The sequence below is a fragment of the Bartonella eidoli genome (genome assembly GCF_036576145.1).
Lineage (GTDB): Bacteria > Pseudomonadota > Alphaproteobacteria > Rhizobiales > Rhizobiaceae > Bartonella.
Window position 1 is genome coordinate 77,157 of sequence record NZ_JBAFWX010000004.1, and the last position, 18,308, is coordinate 95,464.

General features: G+C 37.3%; 15 protein-coding genes and 1 pseudogene. 12 read left to right on the top strand and 4 right to left on the bottom strand.

What is annotated here, in order from left to right; all coding sequences use genetic code 11:
- Nucleotides 1-74 precede the first annotated feature (74 nt).
- Nucleotides 75-1,772 carry a tetratricopeptide repeat protein gene (locus V5N68_RS03950; RefSeq protein ID WP_332065885.1) on the bottom strand — a complete coding sequence of 566 codons (1,698 nt, stop codon included), beginning with the start codon at nt 1,770-1,772 and terminating at the stop codon, nt 75-77.
- 94 nt (nt 1,773-1,866) lie between these two features.
- Nucleotides 1,867-2,883, bottom strand: a complete 1,017-nt coding sequence (locus V5N68_RS03955; protein WP_332065886.1) for a polyprenyl synthetase family protein — start codon at nt 2,881-2,883, stop codon at nt 1,867-1,869.
- 251 nt (nt 2,884-3,134) lie between these two features.
- Between V5N68_RS03955 and V5N68_RS03960 the strand changes: the two genes are divergently transcribed.
- From V5N68_RS03960 to V5N68_RS03990, 7 genes and pseudogenes are all read left to right on the top strand, one after another.
- On the top strand, nt 3,135-3,926 hold the full coding sequence (locus V5N68_RS03960) for a tRNA1(Val) (adenine(37)-N6)-methyltransferase (RefSeq protein ID WP_332065887.1): 792 nt from the start codon (nt 3,135-3,137) through the stop codon (nt 3,924-3,926).
- A 227-nt stretch (nt 3,927-4,153) separates the two neighbouring features.
- Entirely contained in the window at nt 4,154-5,005 is an 852-nt protein-coding gene (locus tag V5N68_RS03965) for a S49 family peptidase (RefSeq protein ID WP_332065888.1), read from the top strand.
- A 248-nt stretch (nt 5,006-5,253) separates the two neighbouring features.
- Nucleotides 5,254-6,151, top strand: a pseudogene (locus V5N68_RS03970) (4-(cytidine 5'-diphospho)-2-C-methyl-D-erythritol kinase).
- 263 nt (nt 6,152-6,414) lie between these two features.
- Nucleotides 6,415-7,086: a ribonuclease HII gene (gene rnhB, locus V5N68_RS03975; RefSeq protein ID WP_332065890.1), complete on the top strand. Its 672-nt coding sequence runs from the start codon at nt 6,415-6,417 to the stop codon at nt 7,084-7,086.
- A complete protein-coding gene (locus V5N68_RS03980) occupies nt 7,083-8,063 on the top strand; it encodes an L-threonylcarbamoyladenylate synthase (RefSeq protein WP_332065891.1) in 981 nt (326 codons plus the stop codon). Before rnhB ends, V5N68_RS03980 begins: the two co-directional genes overlap by 4 nt.
- On the top strand, nt 8,048-9,457 hold the full coding sequence (locus V5N68_RS03985) for an FAD-binding oxidoreductase (RefSeq protein ID WP_332065941.1): 1,410 nt from the start codon (nt 8,048-8,050) through the stop codon (nt 9,455-9,457). Before V5N68_RS03980 ends, V5N68_RS03985 begins: the two co-directional genes overlap by 16 nt.
- A gap of 139 nt (nt 9,458-9,596) precedes the next feature.
- Nucleotides 9,597-10,130 (top strand): DUF6101 family protein, encoded by a 534-nt coding sequence (locus tag V5N68_RS03990; protein WP_332065892.1) that lies wholly within the window; start codon nt 9,597-9,599, stop codon nt 10,128-10,130.
- A gap of 332 nt (nt 10,131-10,462) precedes the next feature.
- Here V5N68_RS03990 and purD read toward each other — a convergent pair whose 3' ends face one another.
- Nucleotides 10,463-11,737, bottom strand: coding sequence for a phosphoribosylamine--glycine ligase (gene purD, locus V5N68_RS03995; RefSeq protein ID WP_332065893.1), 1,275 nt, complete (start codon nt 11,735-11,737; stop codon nt 10,463-10,465).
- A gap of 93 nt (nt 11,738-11,830) precedes the next feature.
- Between purD and ubiA the strand changes: the two genes are divergently transcribed.
- Nucleotides 11,831-12,838, top strand: coding sequence for a 4-hydroxybenzoate octaprenyltransferase (gene ubiA, locus V5N68_RS04000; RefSeq protein ID WP_332065894.1), 1,008 nt, complete (start codon nt 11,831-11,833; stop codon nt 12,836-12,838).
- A 317-nt stretch (nt 12,839-13,155) separates the two neighbouring features.
- Here ubiA and pdxH read toward each other — a convergent pair whose 3' ends face one another.
- Nucleotides 13,156-13,779, bottom strand: coding sequence for a pyridoxamine 5'-phosphate oxidase (gene pdxH, locus V5N68_RS04005; protein ID WP_332065895.1), 624 nt, complete (start codon nt 13,777-13,779; stop codon nt 13,156-13,158).
- A 331-nt stretch (nt 13,780-14,110) separates the two neighbouring features.
- On the opposite strand from pdxH, the gene V5N68_RS04010 reads away from it, so the two are divergent.
- The 4 genes from V5N68_RS04010 to ribB all read left to right on the top strand — a co-directional run bounded on the left by V5N68_RS04010 (nt 14,111) and on the right by ribB (nt 18,308).
- A complete protein-coding gene (locus V5N68_RS04010) occupies nt 14,111-15,016 on the top strand; it encodes a DnaJ C-terminal domain-containing protein (protein WP_332065896.1) in 906 nt (301 codons plus the stop codon).
- Nucleotides 15,017-15,133: 117 nt separating this feature from the next.
- On the top strand, nt 15,134-15,952 hold the full coding sequence (gene fabI, locus V5N68_RS04015) for an enoyl-ACP reductase FabI (protein WP_332065897.1): 819 nt from the start codon (nt 15,134-15,136) through the stop codon (nt 15,950-15,952).
- 140 nt (nt 15,953-16,092) lie between these two features.
- Nucleotides 16,093-17,196 (top strand): chorismate synthase, encoded by a 1,104-nt coding sequence (aroC, locus tag V5N68_RS04020; RefSeq protein ID WP_332065898.1) that lies wholly within the window; start codon nt 16,093-16,095, stop codon nt 17,194-17,196.
- Nucleotides 17,196-18,308, top strand: coding sequence for a 3,4-dihydroxy-2-butanone-4-phosphate synthase (ribB, locus tag V5N68_RS04025; protein ID WP_332065899.1), 1,113 nt, complete (start codon nt 17,196-17,198; stop codon nt 18,306-18,308). Before aroC ends, ribB begins: the two co-directional genes overlap by 1 nt.

Here is an 18,308-nt window from a genome sequence, read left to right on the forward strand (position 1 = left end):
TAAATGGCGGCTCAAGAAATCATATATTTCATTTCTGTTTATCGTTTTGTATGATTACGGTCAAGAACGGTTTCTTATTGTAAACCAAACTTCAATTTTTCTTTAATTTTTTCGACATTTTCTGGTTCTCCCTCAATTGCATGATTCCATTGAAATATTGCTTCACGTTTACGTCCAACTTGCCAATAAGCATCGCCTAAATGATCATTTAATGTTGGATCTTCAGGTTGTAGTTTAACTGCGGTCTCTAATATTTGAACAGCTTTATTATATCTTTTAAGTTTGTAATAAGCCCATCCTAAAGAATCTAAAACATGACTATCTTGAGATCGTAATGTGGAAGCTTTTTGCAGCATATGAAGCGATTCTTCAAGTTTCTGATCACGATCAACAAGTGAGTAGCCTAAATAGTTAAGCACTTGTGGCTGATCAGGAAAAAGTTCAAGCGCTTTTCGCAAGTCATTTTCGGCTTTGGTCCATTTTTGTAAACGCTCAAGAGCAATCCCGCGTTGATAAAAGAGCTTCCAATCTTCTTGTTGAAAGTTTTTTATTCGCACAATAGCACGATTCATAGTTTTCTCTGCGTCAGAAAATTTATTTTCTTGCATATATATAGCGGCTAACATTATTAAAATATGACGATCATTTGGAATTTTTTTATTTAATGATGTAAGTAACTTAATTGATTCATTGTAATTTTTTTGATTTGCAAGAATTAAAGCAAGTCGCAATTGTCCATCTTTATAATAAGGAGAGTTGGGTGATAAAGAACGGTAAAACTTGATTGCTTGATTAAGATCGTTCAACCTTACAGAGATGTTTGCTAATTGAAATAGTGTTGCATCATTTTGAGGAGATAAAACTAAAGATAGTTGCTGAAAAATACGTGCAACTTTTCCGGGGCTTTTGTGGTTAAGTGCTGTTCCAAAATTATATAATACTTCACCTGCTCCTTGTTGAGGTGTTTTTATCAATCTTGCTAAGGAAGCACCTTGTTCGATTTTTTTTCGGATGTTTGTAAGTATTTCTTGGCCGGCCAATATTTTTTCGCCATGCTTAAGGGTTTGAATAGCTTGGTTACGCATTTTATGACGCAATTGGAAAGAGGCATAGGCTATAATAATACGCTCATAGGTATTGGGAGCTATGCGAGCGCCCTGTTGGTTATTGATTGCTTGAATGAAATACTTTTTTGCATCCTGTTTGTGTCCAGCCAAATCGTTCATAAGCGCAAGATGATAGCACACAAAAAGTTTGTACCAATCAGGTCCTTGGATATTTTCAAGATCAGAAATTGCTTGAGATTTGTAACCATATCCAAATGTCGCCCAGGCACCAATCAATTCAGGAATCGGGTTATTAACAGTAGAAGGTACTTTTAATTTTAGAATATGTTTTACATTTTGATAGTCTTTTTTAAAAAGGTTGTTTACTGATAACGTTAAAGAAACAAAGGGAGTTATAACATTTTGTTTTTGCAGCTTTTGAGCTTGTTTCACAGCCTCTTGAAAGTGACCTACAGATAGCATTGCTTCAAGAATTTCTGTTTGTGTTTCAATGTTGTTAGGCTGATAAGCGAGGGCTTGTTTAAAATAATTTATAGCAAGGTATGCCTTATTTTCATGATTTGCGACTCTGCCAGCTAGATAAGCACCTGTAAATGAGTTTGTATTGATAGTAACATCGGTTTTGCTGTAGGTTGAGGATGGCATCAGCATAATACCCGCGATAAATAAAGCACAAAAGCGGCATATCACTATTACACTGTGCATACAGTCAGTCCTCCTTAAGATAATGGATCAATGATATGATCTATAAATCATATCCTGTTTTTTGTTAAAAAAAAATTATGATTTAAGCAAAAAATTAGTTTACGCGGCTAATACAAAATTTGACAGTTTCAATTAAAGCATTGCAAGCAGAGTTTGTATTTATGGGGGTCAGGACATTGATTGCGCGTTCTCCGTAGGTGCGAGCCTGTTCTATTGTATCTGTGAGACTATCATATTTTTCTATCAAATGTTGTGCATGCGCAAAGGATTCATCATCATTATTACCATTTTCAAGAGCTTGTTTCCAGAATGCTTTTTCCTCGGTATTTCCTCGTTCGTACGCAAGGATAACAGGCATTGTAATTTTACCTTCTCGGAAGTCATCACCTATATTTTTTCCTAAATGTTTAGCAGTTCCACCGTAGTCAAGTGCATCATCAATTAATTGGAAAGCCAATCCTAACAATGTCCCATATTCGCGCAATGTAAAACGCTCTTCATGTGAAAATCCAGCAATAATTGGCCCAACTTCAGCGGCAGCTGAAAAAAGTGCAGCTGTTTTCGCGTTGATGATTTTGAGATACTCTGAAGTACTTGTTTCTGTGTTTTGGGCGGCAGAAAGTTGCATAACCTCTCCTTCAGCAATAATTGCTGCGGCGTTTGCTAAAACAGAGAGCGCTTCTATAGAACCAACATTAACCATCATTTTAAATGCTTGGCCTAATAAAAAGTCACCAACAAGTATACTTGCTTGATTTCCCCAAATCATTCGTGCAGTAGATTTTCCTCGTCGTAGATTACTCTCATCGATCACGTCATCATGCAGCAAGGTTGCTGTATGCATAAATTCAACCGCCGTTGCGAGTTTTATATGCCCATCATTCTGATAACCAAACATGCGAGCTGAAGCTAACGTAATCATTGGACGTAATCTTTTTCCACCTGATAAAATGAGATGGTTAGAAATTTCAGGAATCATCTCAATATCTGATTTTGCCATAGAAAGGATGAATTGGTTTACACGTTCCATATCGCTCTTGGTAAGATCGATGAGGGGTTGAAGAGAGGTTGGGTTATTTTTTATTTGGTTTGATTGTGTGGCAGCACTCAATATGTTTACTCCTAGAGTATTGCATAGACATATACGAATTTTATCTTATCTTTATAACATAAAGGGGGTTTTGCTTTGACTCAAGCTTTGATAACACGTTTAAGTACAAGTCTTAGTATTTATGAGAAATTGTTTTTTATATTCTGATAATATTTTATTATAAAATGACTTGAAGATTTTGAAGTAACTTTGTTGGGACAGTGGTGAATAGGTATAAGTCCAGATTATGAGGACAAATATTGGGCTTTAAAGTGAATAAAATAACGAATCATAGTGATGAAACAGTTGATGGATTTCATCGGGGAAGATTTTATTTAATTCAGCCACGTTTATGTGGACATCGTTCTGGTGTGGATGCAATGTTATTAGCTGGTTTGGTTCCCAGTAATTTAAAGGGAGAGGTTGTTGATTTGGGCGCTGGCGCTGGTGCTGCAGGATTAGCGGTTGCTTCGCGTTGTTTAGGAGTTCGGGTTACATTGGTTGAACGGTCAGCTTTTATGGTATCTTATGCTCAAAAAACACTAATGTTAAAACAAAATGAAAGATTTGCAGGCCGCGTTTGCTTATTAAAAGCGGATATTACGTTTAGGGGTAAAGCCCGTTTGGAAGCAGGTTTGATGAATAATAGTTTTGATTTCGCAATTATGAATCCTCCTTTCAATAGTCCTGTAGATCGCAAAACACCTGATGAGCAAAAATTAGAAGCACATGTTATGCCTGAAGCAATGTTTGAAAGTTGGTTGCGAAGCGCAGCAGCAATTATTAAGCCAGGTGGATATTTGGGATTAATTGCACGTCCACAATCTCTGAATGATATATTACATGCTTTGGAGGGGCGCTTTGGGGATATCCGTATAATCCCTGTTCATGCGCGTGCTGCAGCAGCTGCAATTCGTGTTTTGTTTTATGCAAAGCGAGGAAGTAGAGCGGCTCTTTCGATATTGCCACCATTGATTTTGCATGAGGGAAATGATCAGGCTTTTTCACCGCGGGTTGATGCAATTAACAATGGGTGTATAAGCTTGTGGGAACTTTTCAAATGATACCTTGTGCTTTTCGGTTTATTGTTTAAATTTGAATCAAATCTTATAGTTTTGAAAAGGAGATTTAATTTTGGGTGAATTCAGACTTGATTGTTTGATTTGGACTTGTGTTGGCGCCTTTACGTGCAATTATATTATACCCATCGGCACTTTTATGTGTAATTATGTCATACCTTTTTGTTTTTCTTGTTTGTTTTGTAATTACTAATGTATAAGGAAGTCTCGTTTTGATTAAAGCTATCAAAAATTTTATTCCACGCCAGTTTTGTCCCAGGAAATTAGAAATTCCTGTTGTGCGCCTTCATGGGGCAATTATGGATTCAACTTCATTATTATCACGTACGCTTTCGTTAAGCAGATGTGCGAATCTTTTAGATAAAGCTTTTACGTATAAAAAAGCGCCGGCTATTGCTATTATTATTAATTCTCCTGGTGGTTCACCTGTGCAGTCACGTTTTATTTTTAAGCGTATTCGTGATTTGGCAGAGGAAAATAACAAACAGGTTCTTGTATTTATTGAAGATGTAGCAGCATCTGGTGGTTATATGATTGCTTGTGCTGGGGATGAAATTTTTGCTGATCCTTCTTCAATTGTGGGTTCTATTGGAGTTGTGTCAGCTTCTTTTGGTTTTCCTGAGCTGTTAAAAAAAGTTGGTGTGGAACGCCGCGTCTATACAGCAGGAAAAAACAAGATTGTATTAGATCCATTTCAGCCAGAAAAGAAGACGGGCATTGAGCATTTAAAGTCTCTACAACTTGAAGTTCATCAAACTTTTATTGATTTGGTGCAGGAGCGACGTGCAGCGAAACTATCAAATGATCCGGATATTTTTACAGGGATGTTTTGGAGTGGGAAGAAAAGTGTTGAGCTTGGCCTGATTGATGGGTTAAATGATTTGCGTTCTGTTATTAAAGAGCGATTTGGCCATGAGACCAAACTTCGATTAATTACTCATCCTAAGCATTTTTTTGGTTCTAAAATTCCTTCAGGAATTTCTGCTGATGCAGTTTGTACAGCAGTTGATAGTGCTGTGATGATAATGGAAGAACGGGCGCTTTGGCAGCGTTACGGTTTATGATTAGAATAGTGATTATGTTGGATTTTAGTTGATAATTTCTCTTTTAAATGGCTGTTATAAGGAATCAGATTTACCAATGAGAATAATTGTACTGAATTTGATTTGTATGGCTTTCTATACTTGTTACACCTTGAGAAAACAATTAAGGAATGCTCAGGGGGGCATGTTTATTATGCAAAAGATAAGCTCAATGTAGGTGTAATAGGTAAATTGGTGAAGAATTTTTGCACTGGCAAATATTACGTCAGATGATATCAGATGTATGCATCATTTAAAGAGAGTGCTTATATATCAACCCCGGTTAAGTTAAATTTAGCTTTGCATGTTGTGGGTCAATGTTCCGATGGTTATCATTTAATAGAAAGTCTGGTCTATTTTAGTCTCAGTGGTGATTATTTAAGTTATATGCCTTCTGAGAGCGATTGCTTTGTTTTAGAGGGCCCTTTTTCCAACGGACTTGTTTCGGATGCAAGCAATTTAGTTGTTCGTGCACATAATTTAATGTGCCGGACATTTCCTCAATATGCTAGACCTGCTTTTTTTAAGCTTGTGAAAACATTACCGGTTGCTTCAGGGATTGGTGGTGGTTCTGGTGATGCTGCTGGTGTTTTGAGTATGTTGAATAAGCAATGGAACCTTAATTGCTCGTGTGAAAAACTAGCAGAAATCGGTTTAGAGCTTGGGGCTGATGTACCAATGTGTCTTTTTGCGTTGGAATATCGGCAGCCGCTTTTTGTTAAGGGGATTGGACAAGAAATAGTACGGCTAAAAGAGGCTTGTTCTCTTGCAGTGGTATTGGTTAACCATGGTCAGCATATTGCAACGAAAAATGTTTTTCAGGATTTAGAAAAATGTAATCATTCTCCTTTAGTAATTGATCAAGCGGCTTTAAGAACGGTTTATTCATTGGTGGAAGCCTTACAAGATACGCGAAACGATCTTTTGATTCCTGCCTTAAAAATCGCGCCTCAATTATCTGAAGTTTTAGATGTTTTAGATGAAAGTGGCTCTCTTTTTTCTCGCATGTCTGGTACTGGCGCTACTTGTTTTGGTATCTTTAAAGATAAAAAAACAGCGCAACAAGCGGCTGTTTTTATCAAATCGATGCATCCAGATTGGTTTGTAAAGTCTATTGTCACATTATGAAAACTCTCTAAGTGAATGAATGATACAAAGGTAGTGAATTAAAGAAAGTCAATCTTAGGCTGTATTTAGAGATTGAGTAATTTAAAAGTTTTTGTTTTTTAGATTTTTATGATGACATTTAAGATGGTGTGAATAGTATTTAAGAAGATTAGCTGCTTATATCTTATGTATTTAATATTTTTATATTATTATAAGGGGGTAGAGGAAATATTTTTGGTGCAGAGCTACTTGCGAAAAGCGCGTGGTGATGCAAAAATAGATGCATGTCTTATTACGTCAATCATGCATTAAATATATCTGATCTACCTATCAAGCCAAATTTTTTATGCGAATTGAGTTTGCAGAAACAGGGGTTTATCCATGTAGCAGGTGTTGATGAAGTTGGGCGTGGTCCTCTTGCTGGACCTGTAGTAACTGCGGCAGTTATTTTGGATAAAGATCATGTTATAGATGGGTTGAATGATTCAAAAAAACTTTCGACTAAGCGGCGTAATGAACTTTATTATGAAATTTTAAAAAGTGCGTTAGCAGTTTCCATTGCAAGTATTTGCTCTCGTACTATTGATAAGTTTAATATTAGACAAGCAACTTTGGAAGCAATGCGTCGTTGTATTGCGGGACTAGCTGTGCCAGCCCATTATGCATTAATTGATGGATGCGATATTCCATTTCAATTGCCATGTCCAGCAGCTGCTTTGATCAAAGGTGATCAGCGGTCAGTTTCAATTGCGGCGGCATCTATTATTGCCAAAGTAACGCGTGATCGAATGATGGAATGTGTTGGGAAAGTTTATAAAGAATACGGTTTAGATAAACACGTAGGTTATGCAACATTAAAGCATCGTGCGGCTCTTGATAAATATGGACCAGTTTTGGGATTGCACCGTTATAGTTTCGCACCACTTAAAGAGCGTTACAGGAATAATAAGTCATGACAATTCTTCCTTTAAATAGTGACTCTATAAAAGAAGCAGTTACGCTTCTTGGGCAGGGGAGATTAGTAGCATTACCGACAGAAACCGTTTATGGATTGGCTGGTGATGCAACTAATGGAAAAGCAGTATCATCTATTTTTTTCACAAAGAAACGACCTAAATTTAATCCGCTTATTGTTCATGTTAGCAGCATCGTTATGGCAGAATGCTATGTTGAAATTGATTCCATTTCGCGTAGATTAATGGAAGCATTTTGGCCTGGGCCATTAACATTAGTTTTACCTTTAAAGTCACATCATAATATCCATCCTTTAACCACTGCTGGTCTGAATACATTGGCTATTCGTTTTCCAGATAGTAGTTTTGCAGACATTGTGCAATGTTTTGGTCGGCCTTTAGCTGCTCCTAGCGCAAATGAATCAGGACGCCTTAGCCCTACTTCAGCTGAAGCTGTTTTTGCATCTTTAGGGGAAACTGTTCCTTTAATTATTGATGGAGGCTCTTCAAAAATAGGGATTGAATCAACGATTATTAAGGTTTGTAATAAAAACATTTATCTTTTGCGTCCTGGGGGGCTTGCTGCTGAAGAAATTGAAACAGTTGCGGAAAAGTCGCTGAAACGATTGGATCAATGCGAGGTGATTGAGGCACCAGGAATGTTGAAGTCACATTATGCACCTAATGCTACAGTTCGTTTAAATGCGCAAAAAGTAGAGTGTGGTGAAGCGCTTTTAGCATTTGGGCCTAAACGCATTATGGGGGTTGAAAATGCCGTTTCTGTTTTAAATCTTAGCAAAAATGGGAAGTTAGAAGAAGCGGCAGCTCATTTGTTTCAATACATGAGAAAATTGGATTCACTTAAAGTAAAGTCTATAGCTGTAGAGCCTATTCCGTCGATCGGGCTTGGTGAGGCTATTAATGATCGTTTAATACGTGCTGCAGCTCCAAAGGAGAAATGGAAATGGAGCGGGATTTAATTGAAAGATTTAAAAAAATTGTTGGCACTGCACATGCTGTTACAGACCAGGCGTTAATTGCACCGTATCTGCTTGAAGAGCGTAGGCTTTTTCATGGAAAAACACCATTGCTTTTACGGCCATCTTCTACGATGGAGGTATCGTCAATTATGCAATTAGCTAGTCAAACTTGTACACCTATTGTGCCGCAGGGTGGAAATACAGGTCTCGTAGGGGGGCAACAGCCTGATGAAAATGGACGTAGCATAGTTTTGTCTATGGAACGATTGAACAAAATCAGGTGTATTAATATTGAAGGTAATTTTGCTGTGGTAGAGGCTGGTGTTATTTTACATAATTTTCAGAAAAAAGTGAGTGAATCTGGCCGTTTTTTCCCTCTTTCTTTGGCGTCAGAAGGTTCTTGCCAAATAGGGGGAAATCTTTCCTCTAATGCAGGAGGGACGAATGTTTTAGCTTATGGCAATATGCGTGAACTGTGTTTTGGTTTAGAAGTTGTTTTGCCAGATGGTCGTATTTTGAATGATTTTCGTTTTGTAAAAAAAGACAATAGCGGTTATGACTTGAAAAATCTTTTTATTGGCGCAGAGGGCACTTTGGGAGTTATAACTGCGGCAGTTTTAAAGATTTTTCCACAAATAAAAGGAAAAGCAGTTGCTTTTGTGGGATTAAACAGTCCAGCCAAGGCGCTTGAGTTTTTATCTCTTGCTCAATGCCATGGAGGACAGATGTTGACGAGCTTTGAACTCATGAGCAAACTTAGCTTGCAAATGGCTTTGAGCTATAATATGGGCAAGATGTCTCCTTTAAAATATGAGCATGAATGGTATGTGTTGATTAATATTTCATCATTGCAGAGTGATGGTGAAGCGTTGTCAATGTTAAATACTATTTTGGAAGAATCTTTAACGAAGATGCTGATAGAAGATGCGGTTATTGCACAATCATTAAAGCAGCAGGATTTTTTTTGGCAATTACGTGAAAGTATTTCATATGCACAAAAATTAGCGGGAGGATCTATTAAGCATGATATTGCTGTGCCTGTTGTCTTTATTCCTGATTTTATCAATGAAGCAGCTCTTATTGTTCAAGATATTTCGCCAGGTGCTCGGGTGGTTTGCTTTGGTCATATGGGTGATGGAAATTTGCATTATAATATTACACAGCCTGTTGAAGTTGATACTGAAGAATTCTTAAAATTGTGGCCACAAATGAATCGCTGTATTCATGATTTAACGATGCGCTATCAGGGAACGTTTTCTGCAGAGCATGGAATTGGTCAGCTTAAGCGCGAAGAATTGCGTGCTTTCAAATCATCTATTGCGTTAGATATTATGCAAAAAATTAAGGAAGTATTCGATCCTTTAGGGATTATGAATCCGGGAAAAATATTATAATTCAAGAACAATAAATTTTTTTTGTTTGGATTTTGATAACCAAAAAATAAACCAGTTGTTTTTTATTTAATCTTTTAATAATCCAGTGAGAAAGAGCTGTTATAGAGTATACATTATTAAGATAAATTGGGACACTGTTATGGCTAATCAATGCTTTAATCAGGCAAAAGCGGGGTTTGAATTTCGGTTGGATCCGTGCCATTTGCCACAAGCGACAACATATTTTTCATCAAAAACGGGCAATAAAATTATCTGTTCATTAAATGAGCGTGGCGTTTTTTTTAAAACGGATTCCTCTTCAGATTTATCGTATTTAGTGCCGGCTTATCATTTTAAAGGTGTTGCAGCACGTACAGTGAAAACTTTTGCAGGAGGAAAAGCTGTTGCATTAGAGTTGCTTCACCCTCAGGCAGAAGTTTGTATTCCTCTTTTAGTCTCTAGAGATTTAAATAATGTGCTTTTGGATTGGAGATTATGGGCAGATACTTATGATCTTCCTATGCTTATGATTAATGAAGATAATAGTATCATGATTGTGAAAGATCGTTCTAATTTACGCCACTTTTTTTACGCGACACCGACCTTGCGTTACAAACAAAAGCGTTTTTTACTTCGTTGTAGTGATTCGTTAGGTTTGCGCTTAATCGTTGATAATCGGGTTGAGATACAGTAATATTAATAACGTATCAATTTTAGCTTATTTACAAAAGTGGATATCTTAACTTTGGCTATGAAAAGTGTTTTTTGATAATTTACAATTTTCTACATATTCAAGCAATCACAATGGATGGGTGTTTGTCTCTAAGGTAGAAAAGAAGCAAAAAGTTGTCTGTGGACAATGGTTAAGAGAGTAAAACCAAAATAAGATTAATGGCAACAGATAGTCCGTATAGTAGCGATTTATAGTTTTATGTTTCAATGAATTATTTGTTGTTTGTTATGTGTCAGAGGAAGTTTATGTATCACTTTAGCATGTAAAACTATGCAAAGAGAAGTTAAAGAGTTTTAATTTTCTTGCGCAATAGCTCGCCATCCAATATCGCGTCGAACAAACCCTTCCGGCCAATCTATACAATCAACAGCTTCATAGGCACGTTTTTGCGCTTGTGTAACAGTGTTACCTGTTGCGGTTATATTTAAAACGCGTCCACCATTAGCAACGAGTGCTCCATTATGCAATGTTGTACCAGCTTGAAAAATTTCTACATCAGAAAAAGTATTTGCTTTATCAACATTGCGGATCACGGTGCCTTTTTGGGGAGAATCAGGATACCCTGTAGCAGCCATTACAACAGTTAGAGCAGCTTTTTCAGACCATTTAAAAGATTTTTTTTCAAGATTTCCTTTCGCGGCTGCAAGGAGAATAGGTAAAATATCCTCCTGTAGGCGCATCATTAAAACCTGACATTCAGGATCGCCGAATCGTACATTAAACTCAATTAATGCTGGTCCTTTTTGCGTTATCATTAATCCGGCGAAAAGAATACCTTTAAAAGGAGATCCCATTTCATTCATACTGTGTAAAGCTGGTTTAATAATTTCTTGGAGAGTACGGTTAATCATTTCCTCTGTCATGATAGGAGCTGGTGAATAAGCCCCCATCCCCCCAGTGTTAACCCCAGTGTCACCATCACCAACACGTTTATGATCTTGTGCGGATCCAAAGGGAATAGCGGTTTTGCCATCACAAAGACAAAAGAAACTTACTTCTTCACCTTCTAGAAAAGATTCTATAACAATTTTCCCCTCTATATCACTAGAGCTTATAGGAAGGTAAGTGTCGACAGCCTTATATGCTTCTTCGATTGTCGTAGCAACGACTACGCCTTTACCAGCAGCCAAACCATCTGCTTTAATGACAATAGGAACGCCTTGTTGATGAATGTAGGCTTTAGCTTTTAAAGCATTGTTAAAGCACCTGTAAGTTCCTGTAGGAATGTTATTTTTATGGCATAAATCTTTTGTAAAAGACTTTGATCCTTCTAACTGAGCAGCTTTTTTTGTAGGTCCAAATACACAGATACCTGCATCGTTTAGGGAGTCTGTTATACCAGCAACTAACGGTGCTTCTGGCCCAACAATTACGAGATCAATAGAATGTGTTTTACAAAAATCGATAACAAGGAGATGATCATCAGTGTTCAAATTAATATTTTCACCTAATTCCATTGTTGCAGGATTTCCAGGAGCACAATATAATTTCGTTAGCAGTGGTGATGCTGCTATTTTCCATGCTAAAGCATGTTCCCGTCCACCTGAACCAATAAGAAGAATGTTCATTATTTTTTCCTACCCTAAAAGAAGATAATAAACTAGTTTTCTTCTTATAAAAATAAAGTTTCTTTATTGCAAAACAAAAGGTAAAACCATTTTATGAAAAAAAGTAAAAATATTTCACATATTCAATCCTGTGAAAGTCCAGGGCGGGTTATGGATGCCTCTTCTAAACAGTGGGTCTACTATTTTTTACCGTGTTCCTTATGGTTTTATGCCCAATTGGCACGTTGGGATCGGCCTATTGGTTGGCTTTTGTTGATGTGGCCTTGCTTTTGGTCGCTCACTATGGCTTTCCTTTCTCATGAAATGCTTCAGTTCTCTTTTTTAGAAGCATTAGTACATTGGTTTTGGTATCTCTTTCTTTTTTTTATTGGATCTGTAGCTATGCGGGGTGCAGGATGTACTTGGAATGATCTTGTTGATCAGCAAATTGATTCTCAGGTAGAACGAACACGTTCTCGCCCGTTACCTACAGGTCATGTAAGTCGGTTTCAGGCAAAAGTCTTTATATTAGTACAGTGCTTAATTGGTTTAGGTGTTTTGTCACAATTTAATATGTTTAGTTTTCTTCTAGGGATATCGTCATTAGTGGCAGTTGCAATTTATCCTTTTATGAAACGTGTGACATATTGGCCGCAATTTTTTTTAGGTGTTGCATTTAATTGGGGAGCATTAATGGGGTGGGCGGTTGTATATGGAAGTTTGAGTTGGGCGCCTATCTTACTTTATGTGGGATCGATTTTGTGGACGATAGGATATGATACAATTTATGCGCATCAAGATAAGGAAGATGATGCTGCTGTTGGTGTAGGTTCTACAGCACTTCTTTTTGGGAAAAGAACTAAATGTGCACTGATGATTTTATATAGTGGTTTTATCTTGCTAGTCGGTTTAGCATTTTATTTAGCGCAAGTTCCCGCTTTAAGCTTTTTAGGACTTCTTGCTGCAAGTATTCACATGGTTATTCAGATCAAAGCTCTTGATATAGATAATAGTTCGCAATGTTTAAAGCTCTTTAAATCTAATTCGTTTGTTGGTTTTTTGATTTTTGCTGGTCTGATATGTAGTGGTATATGGACAAAACTTTATTCTGCATTCTTGTAATGATAATAAACCATGTATTACATTGTGCTGAAATAGAAGGGATTGGTCTTCTTTGATGGTTGAGTTTTTTATCAACTCCTTTAGTTTTAATCAAAAAAAGAGTAGTTTTTTATTTTAATAGGGCACAAAGTGTGCAGAACAGATATTACTTTTATATTCCGTTTTTCGAGTTTTTACTGAATATGAATATAATGTATATTCAGTAGAATATTTTGTAGTTTAAATTTATATAAAGGAAGGTAGTTGTTTTTAAAATTTTATTTCGCAACCATCTGTTAAATTATTATGGAGGGAAAATTTTATTTAAAGCGCAGATGCTAGGGGTAGAGTTTTTGTTTTTTCCAATCAGTACATTTGATCGAATTGCGTGTAAAAATTATGCGATCGTGTAAACGAAATGGGCGGTCGCTCCAAAATTCAATAGAAAGAGGCTTTACACGGAAACCGGACCAATAAGGTGGGCGTGGAACATTTCCTAATGCATAATATGCAGTATATTTAGCAATTTCTTTTTCAAGAGAAAAATGGTTTTCTAATGGTTGAGATTGTTTAGATGCCCATGCACCGATTTGGCTGCCACGTGGTCGCGATTGGAAGTATGCATCTGCTTCTTTGGAACTGACTTTTTCAACAATTCCTCTAATTCTAACTTGACGGCGAAGTGATTTCCAATGAAAAACCAAAGATGCCTTCATTGATTTTAGAATTTCTTGTCCTTTACAGCTTTCATAATTCGTATAGAAGGTGAACCCCTGAGAGCTGAAATCTTTGAGAAGAACCATACGAACATTAGGTAAGCCTGTTTCATCAACTGTTGCTAATGCCATAGCATTAGGATCATTTATTTCACTCATCGTAGCATCTTTGAGCCAATTAGAAAAAAGTGTAAAAGGCTCTTGCATTTGCACACAGTTATCTTCTGTTTGTACTTTATCGTGCATAATATCTCCAAAGATCAGAGAACAGAAATAAGGTGTTTAGAATTTATTTTAATTTACTTTATTTCAAAGAAGTAAGATCCTTATAATCCTTAACTTCAAAAAAGTAGTGTTGTCATGTTATTTTTACGATGTTTTAATAATTTTTGTCTTTAGTCTATTTATTTTATAATGCAATAAACTATAAATTATATACTTTATCTTGTATTGTAGTTCTTTCATAGACATATAAAAAAGAAAAAATATTATATGGAATTATTGATAAAACTGTGAGGGATATTAAACAACTTATCAGTTGATGTTTTTAAAATGAAAAAACTGAAAAGAGGACAATATGCGTGATCCCTATACAGTTCTGGGTGTAGAGCGTACTGCAAAACCGCAAGAAATTAAGTCTGCCTTCAGAAGGTTGGCCAAAAAGTATCATCCAGATCATAATATGGATGATATAAAAGCTAAAGAGAGGTTTTCTGAAATTAATCAAGCTTATGAAATTATAGGTGATAAAGAAAAAAAAGCGCAATTTGATCGCGGCGAAATTGATATGGAAGGAAAACCGATTCATCGTGCCTACGGCACTGGTGAAAATTTTAATAACAGACATAATCCTTTTGCAGGAGCAGGGGGGGGTGATTTTGGTTCTTCGGCCGGTACAAATTTTGATGCGAGTGATATTTTTAGAGATCTATTTGGAAGGGGAAGTAACTTTTCGAATTCTGCACAATATCATCAGCCGCCGCAACAAGGAGCCCATGTTCGCACTACTCTTTCAGTCACATTGGAGCAGATGGTTGGTGTAGAAAGGGTAGAAGCTATTTTCCCTAATGGAAAAAGGTTAAAGATTAAGCTTCCAGACTATGTTGAAGATGGGCAAACTATTCGTTTGAAAGGTCAAGGAGAAGAGGGAGATTATGGTAGGGCAGGGGATGCATTGGTGACCATTCGCATTCAGAAACATCCTCGTTTGCGCGTTGAAGGAAGAGCTCTCCATCTTGATTTACCAATTTCGCTTAAACATGCTGTTTTAGGAGCAAAAGAAGAAGTTGAAACTTTAGAAGGGCGTGTTGTTTTAACTATTCCTGCATGGTCAAGTTCTGATCGAATTTTAAGGTTGAAAGGAAAGGGACTGCGTTTAAAAAATGGAATAAGAGATGATCTTTATGTGCATGTTCGTATTATGTTACCGGAAAGTAGAGATACTGCCTTAGAACAATTCTTACAAACGCAAAAGGTTGATTAAAAATTATGCAAGAATGTAGTTTTTGTTTGATTTTAAACCAATTGCTTGAAGAAAAAGTCTACCTATGTCATAGGCAGGTAAATAACATTGATTTAAAGTATCAACGGGGCAGTGCTAATGGCTAATGATAATGGTTTATTATGCGGAAAGCGTGGTCTAATTTTAGGGCTTGCTAATAATCGTTCTATCGCTTGGGGAATAGCTAAGGCGGTTAGTGCAGCAGGGGGAGAGCTTGCTTTTACTTATCAAGGTGAAGCGATGAAAAAGCGTGTTGAACCTTTAGCTGAAGAAGTAAATGGGATTATTTGTGGTCATTGTGATGTTTCTGATAGTGCATCTATTGACGCAGTTTTTAAGGAGATAGAAAAAAAATGGGGGAGATTAGACTTTTTAATTCACGCAATTGGTTTTTCAAATAAAGATGAGTTGAGTGGTCGTTATGTTGATGTTAGCGAATCAAATTTTATGATGACAATGAATATTTCTGTTTATTCTTTAACGGCTCTTACTCAGCGAGCAGAAAAATTAATGTTAAATGGTGGTTCAATTTTAACACTGAGTTATTATGGTGCAGAAAAAGTTGTTCCAAATTATAATGTGATGGGAGTTGCTAAAGCGGCTCTTGAGGCAAGTGTGAAGTATCTAGCAGTGGATTTAGGGCCTAAGAATATTCGTGTTAACGCGATATCTTCTGGGCCTATTAAAACGTTGGCTGCTTCTGGCATTGGTGATTTTCGCTATATTTTAAAATGGAACGAATATAATGCTCCCTTGCGTCGTACGGTGACAATTGAAGAAGTAGGTGATTCTGCTCTTTATTTTCTTTCTGATTTATCTCGTTCTGTTACTGGTGAGGTGCACCACGTCGATTCAGGTTATAATATTATAGGTATGAAAGCTGTTGATGCACCGGATATTTCTGTCGTTAAAGAGTAAGGGTTGGTCTATAAAATTTCATTTTAGTGATAAGTTGATCGAACTTTAAGAGCAGTCAGCGGTATTAAGAATTAGAGACTATATCATGCGCAGTATACATTCTGATTGTATATATTCGGCAGAGGAATGGGTCATTCTTTATGTCGCATAATACATTTGGCCATCTGTTTCGCGTAACAACATGGGGTGAAAGTCATGGTCCTGCCATTGGTTGTATCATTGATGGGTGCCCGCCAAGAATTGTTTTTACGCTTGCAGATGTTCAACATTATCTTGATAAGCGTAGACCGGGACAGTCCAAATATACAACGCAGCGCCGAGAGTTGGATCAAGTAGAGATACTGTCAGGTGTTATTGTCCAGGATGATGCGGTGACGTTTGTAACGACTGGTGCGCCAATTTGCATGTTGATTCGAAATAGGGATCATCGTTCTAAGGATTATAGTTCAATTGTTCATCAATATCGTCCAAGCCACGCAGATTATACTTATGATGCTAAATATGGTATTCGTGATTTTCAGGGTGGAGGGCGTTCTTCTGCACGTGAAACAGCAGCACGTGTAGCAGCAGGTGCTATTGCACGTAAAATTGTGCCTGGCTTAATTGTAAGGGGAGCTGTGATAGCTATTGGTCCCCATAATATTAACCGCGATCGTTGGGATTGGTTGGAGGTAGATAACAATCCCTTTTTTACGCCTGATGCAGAGATGGTGCAGTTTTTTAGTGATTACATTAGCAAATTACGTAAAGATGGTTCATCCGTTGGCGCTATTGTTGAAGTTGTTGCAGAAAATGTTCCAGCAGGATTAGGGGCGCCTATTTATGCAAAACTTGATCAGGATATCGCTTCATTATTAATGTCTATTAATGCAGTTAAGGGAGTTGAAATTGGCGATGGATTTGCAGCGGCGCGCTTGAGGGGAGAGGAAAATGCTGATGAAATGCGTATGGGAAGTGATGGAAAGCCACTTTTTTTATCTAATCACGCTGGTGGTATTTTAGGAGGAATATCAAGTGGACAGCCAATTGTTGCGCGTTTTGCTGTTAAGCCTACTTCATCAATTTTGATTCCTCGTCGTTCGATTGACGTTGATGGTAATGATGTGGACGTTATAACAAAAGGGCGTCATGATCCATGTGTTGGAATTCGTGCTGTTCCTGTTGGTGAAGCGATGGTCGCTTGTGCTATTGCTGATCATTATTTAAGGCATCGTGGTCAAGTTGGTGATTTTAAAGGTGAATAATGACGTATGACCAAAAAAAGGTTGTTTCTGCTATTCAAGCATTTGAACGCGGTGAAATTGTCGTAGTGACAGATGATGATGACCGTGAGAATGAAGGTGATCTGATTGTTGCTGCCGCCCATTGTACAGAAGAAAAGATGGCATTTATCATTCGTTATACAACGGGTATTGTTTGTGCACCTATGCCAAAAGAAGAGGCGCAACGGCTTCAGCTTGCCCCCATGGTATCAAATAATAATTCAGTGCACCATACACAATTTACTGTTACTGTTGACTCTCAGCATGGAATAACGACGGGTATTTCAGCGCATGATCGTAATGTAACGGTTCGTAATCTTGCTAATGCAAATGCTGGTGCAAGCGACTTTATCCGTCCTGGACATATTTTTCCTTTAATTGCGCATGAAGGGGGTGTTCTCATGCGTTCAGGCCATACTGAGGCAGCAGTTGATTTATGTAAATTAGCTGGTTTACCGCCAGTTGGTGTTATCGGTGAGTTAGTTAATGATGATGGTACTGTTAAACATGGGGATGAAGTAACAAAGTTTGCACAAGATAATAGTTTACATATGATAACTGTTGCAGATCTGATTGCTTATCGTCAGCGCAAAGAAATGTTGGTCAAACATGTAGGGGAAGTATGTATTGAAACATCAGTTGGCCCAGCTGTTGTTCAAAGTTATCAGCTTCCTTGGGAGGAGGTTCAGCATATTGCAATAGTTTTGGGCGACATTCGTGATGGTGAAAATATCCCTGTACGTTTGCATCGCGAAAATATCATAAGTGATGTTTTTTGTCAGTCATCAAATATTGCAGCTATTATGCAGCATATGATGCAAAAAGAAAAACGTGGTGTATTTGTTTATTTGAGAGAAGGGTCTGCTGGTGTTGGTTTTCAGCCAGCTTTTGACAATCAAAAAATGGCAGTCAAAATTTCAGAAAATCATGTTCAAGCGATTGAGCGTAACAAAGAGTGGCGTCAAATTGGTTTAGGATCTCAAATTTTAAAACATTTAGGAATTAGCTCTGTTATTGTTTATGCTTCTAAAGAGCGTCATTATGTGGGGTTAGAAGGATTTGGAATTCGTATATCCAGAACAGATATCTTATGA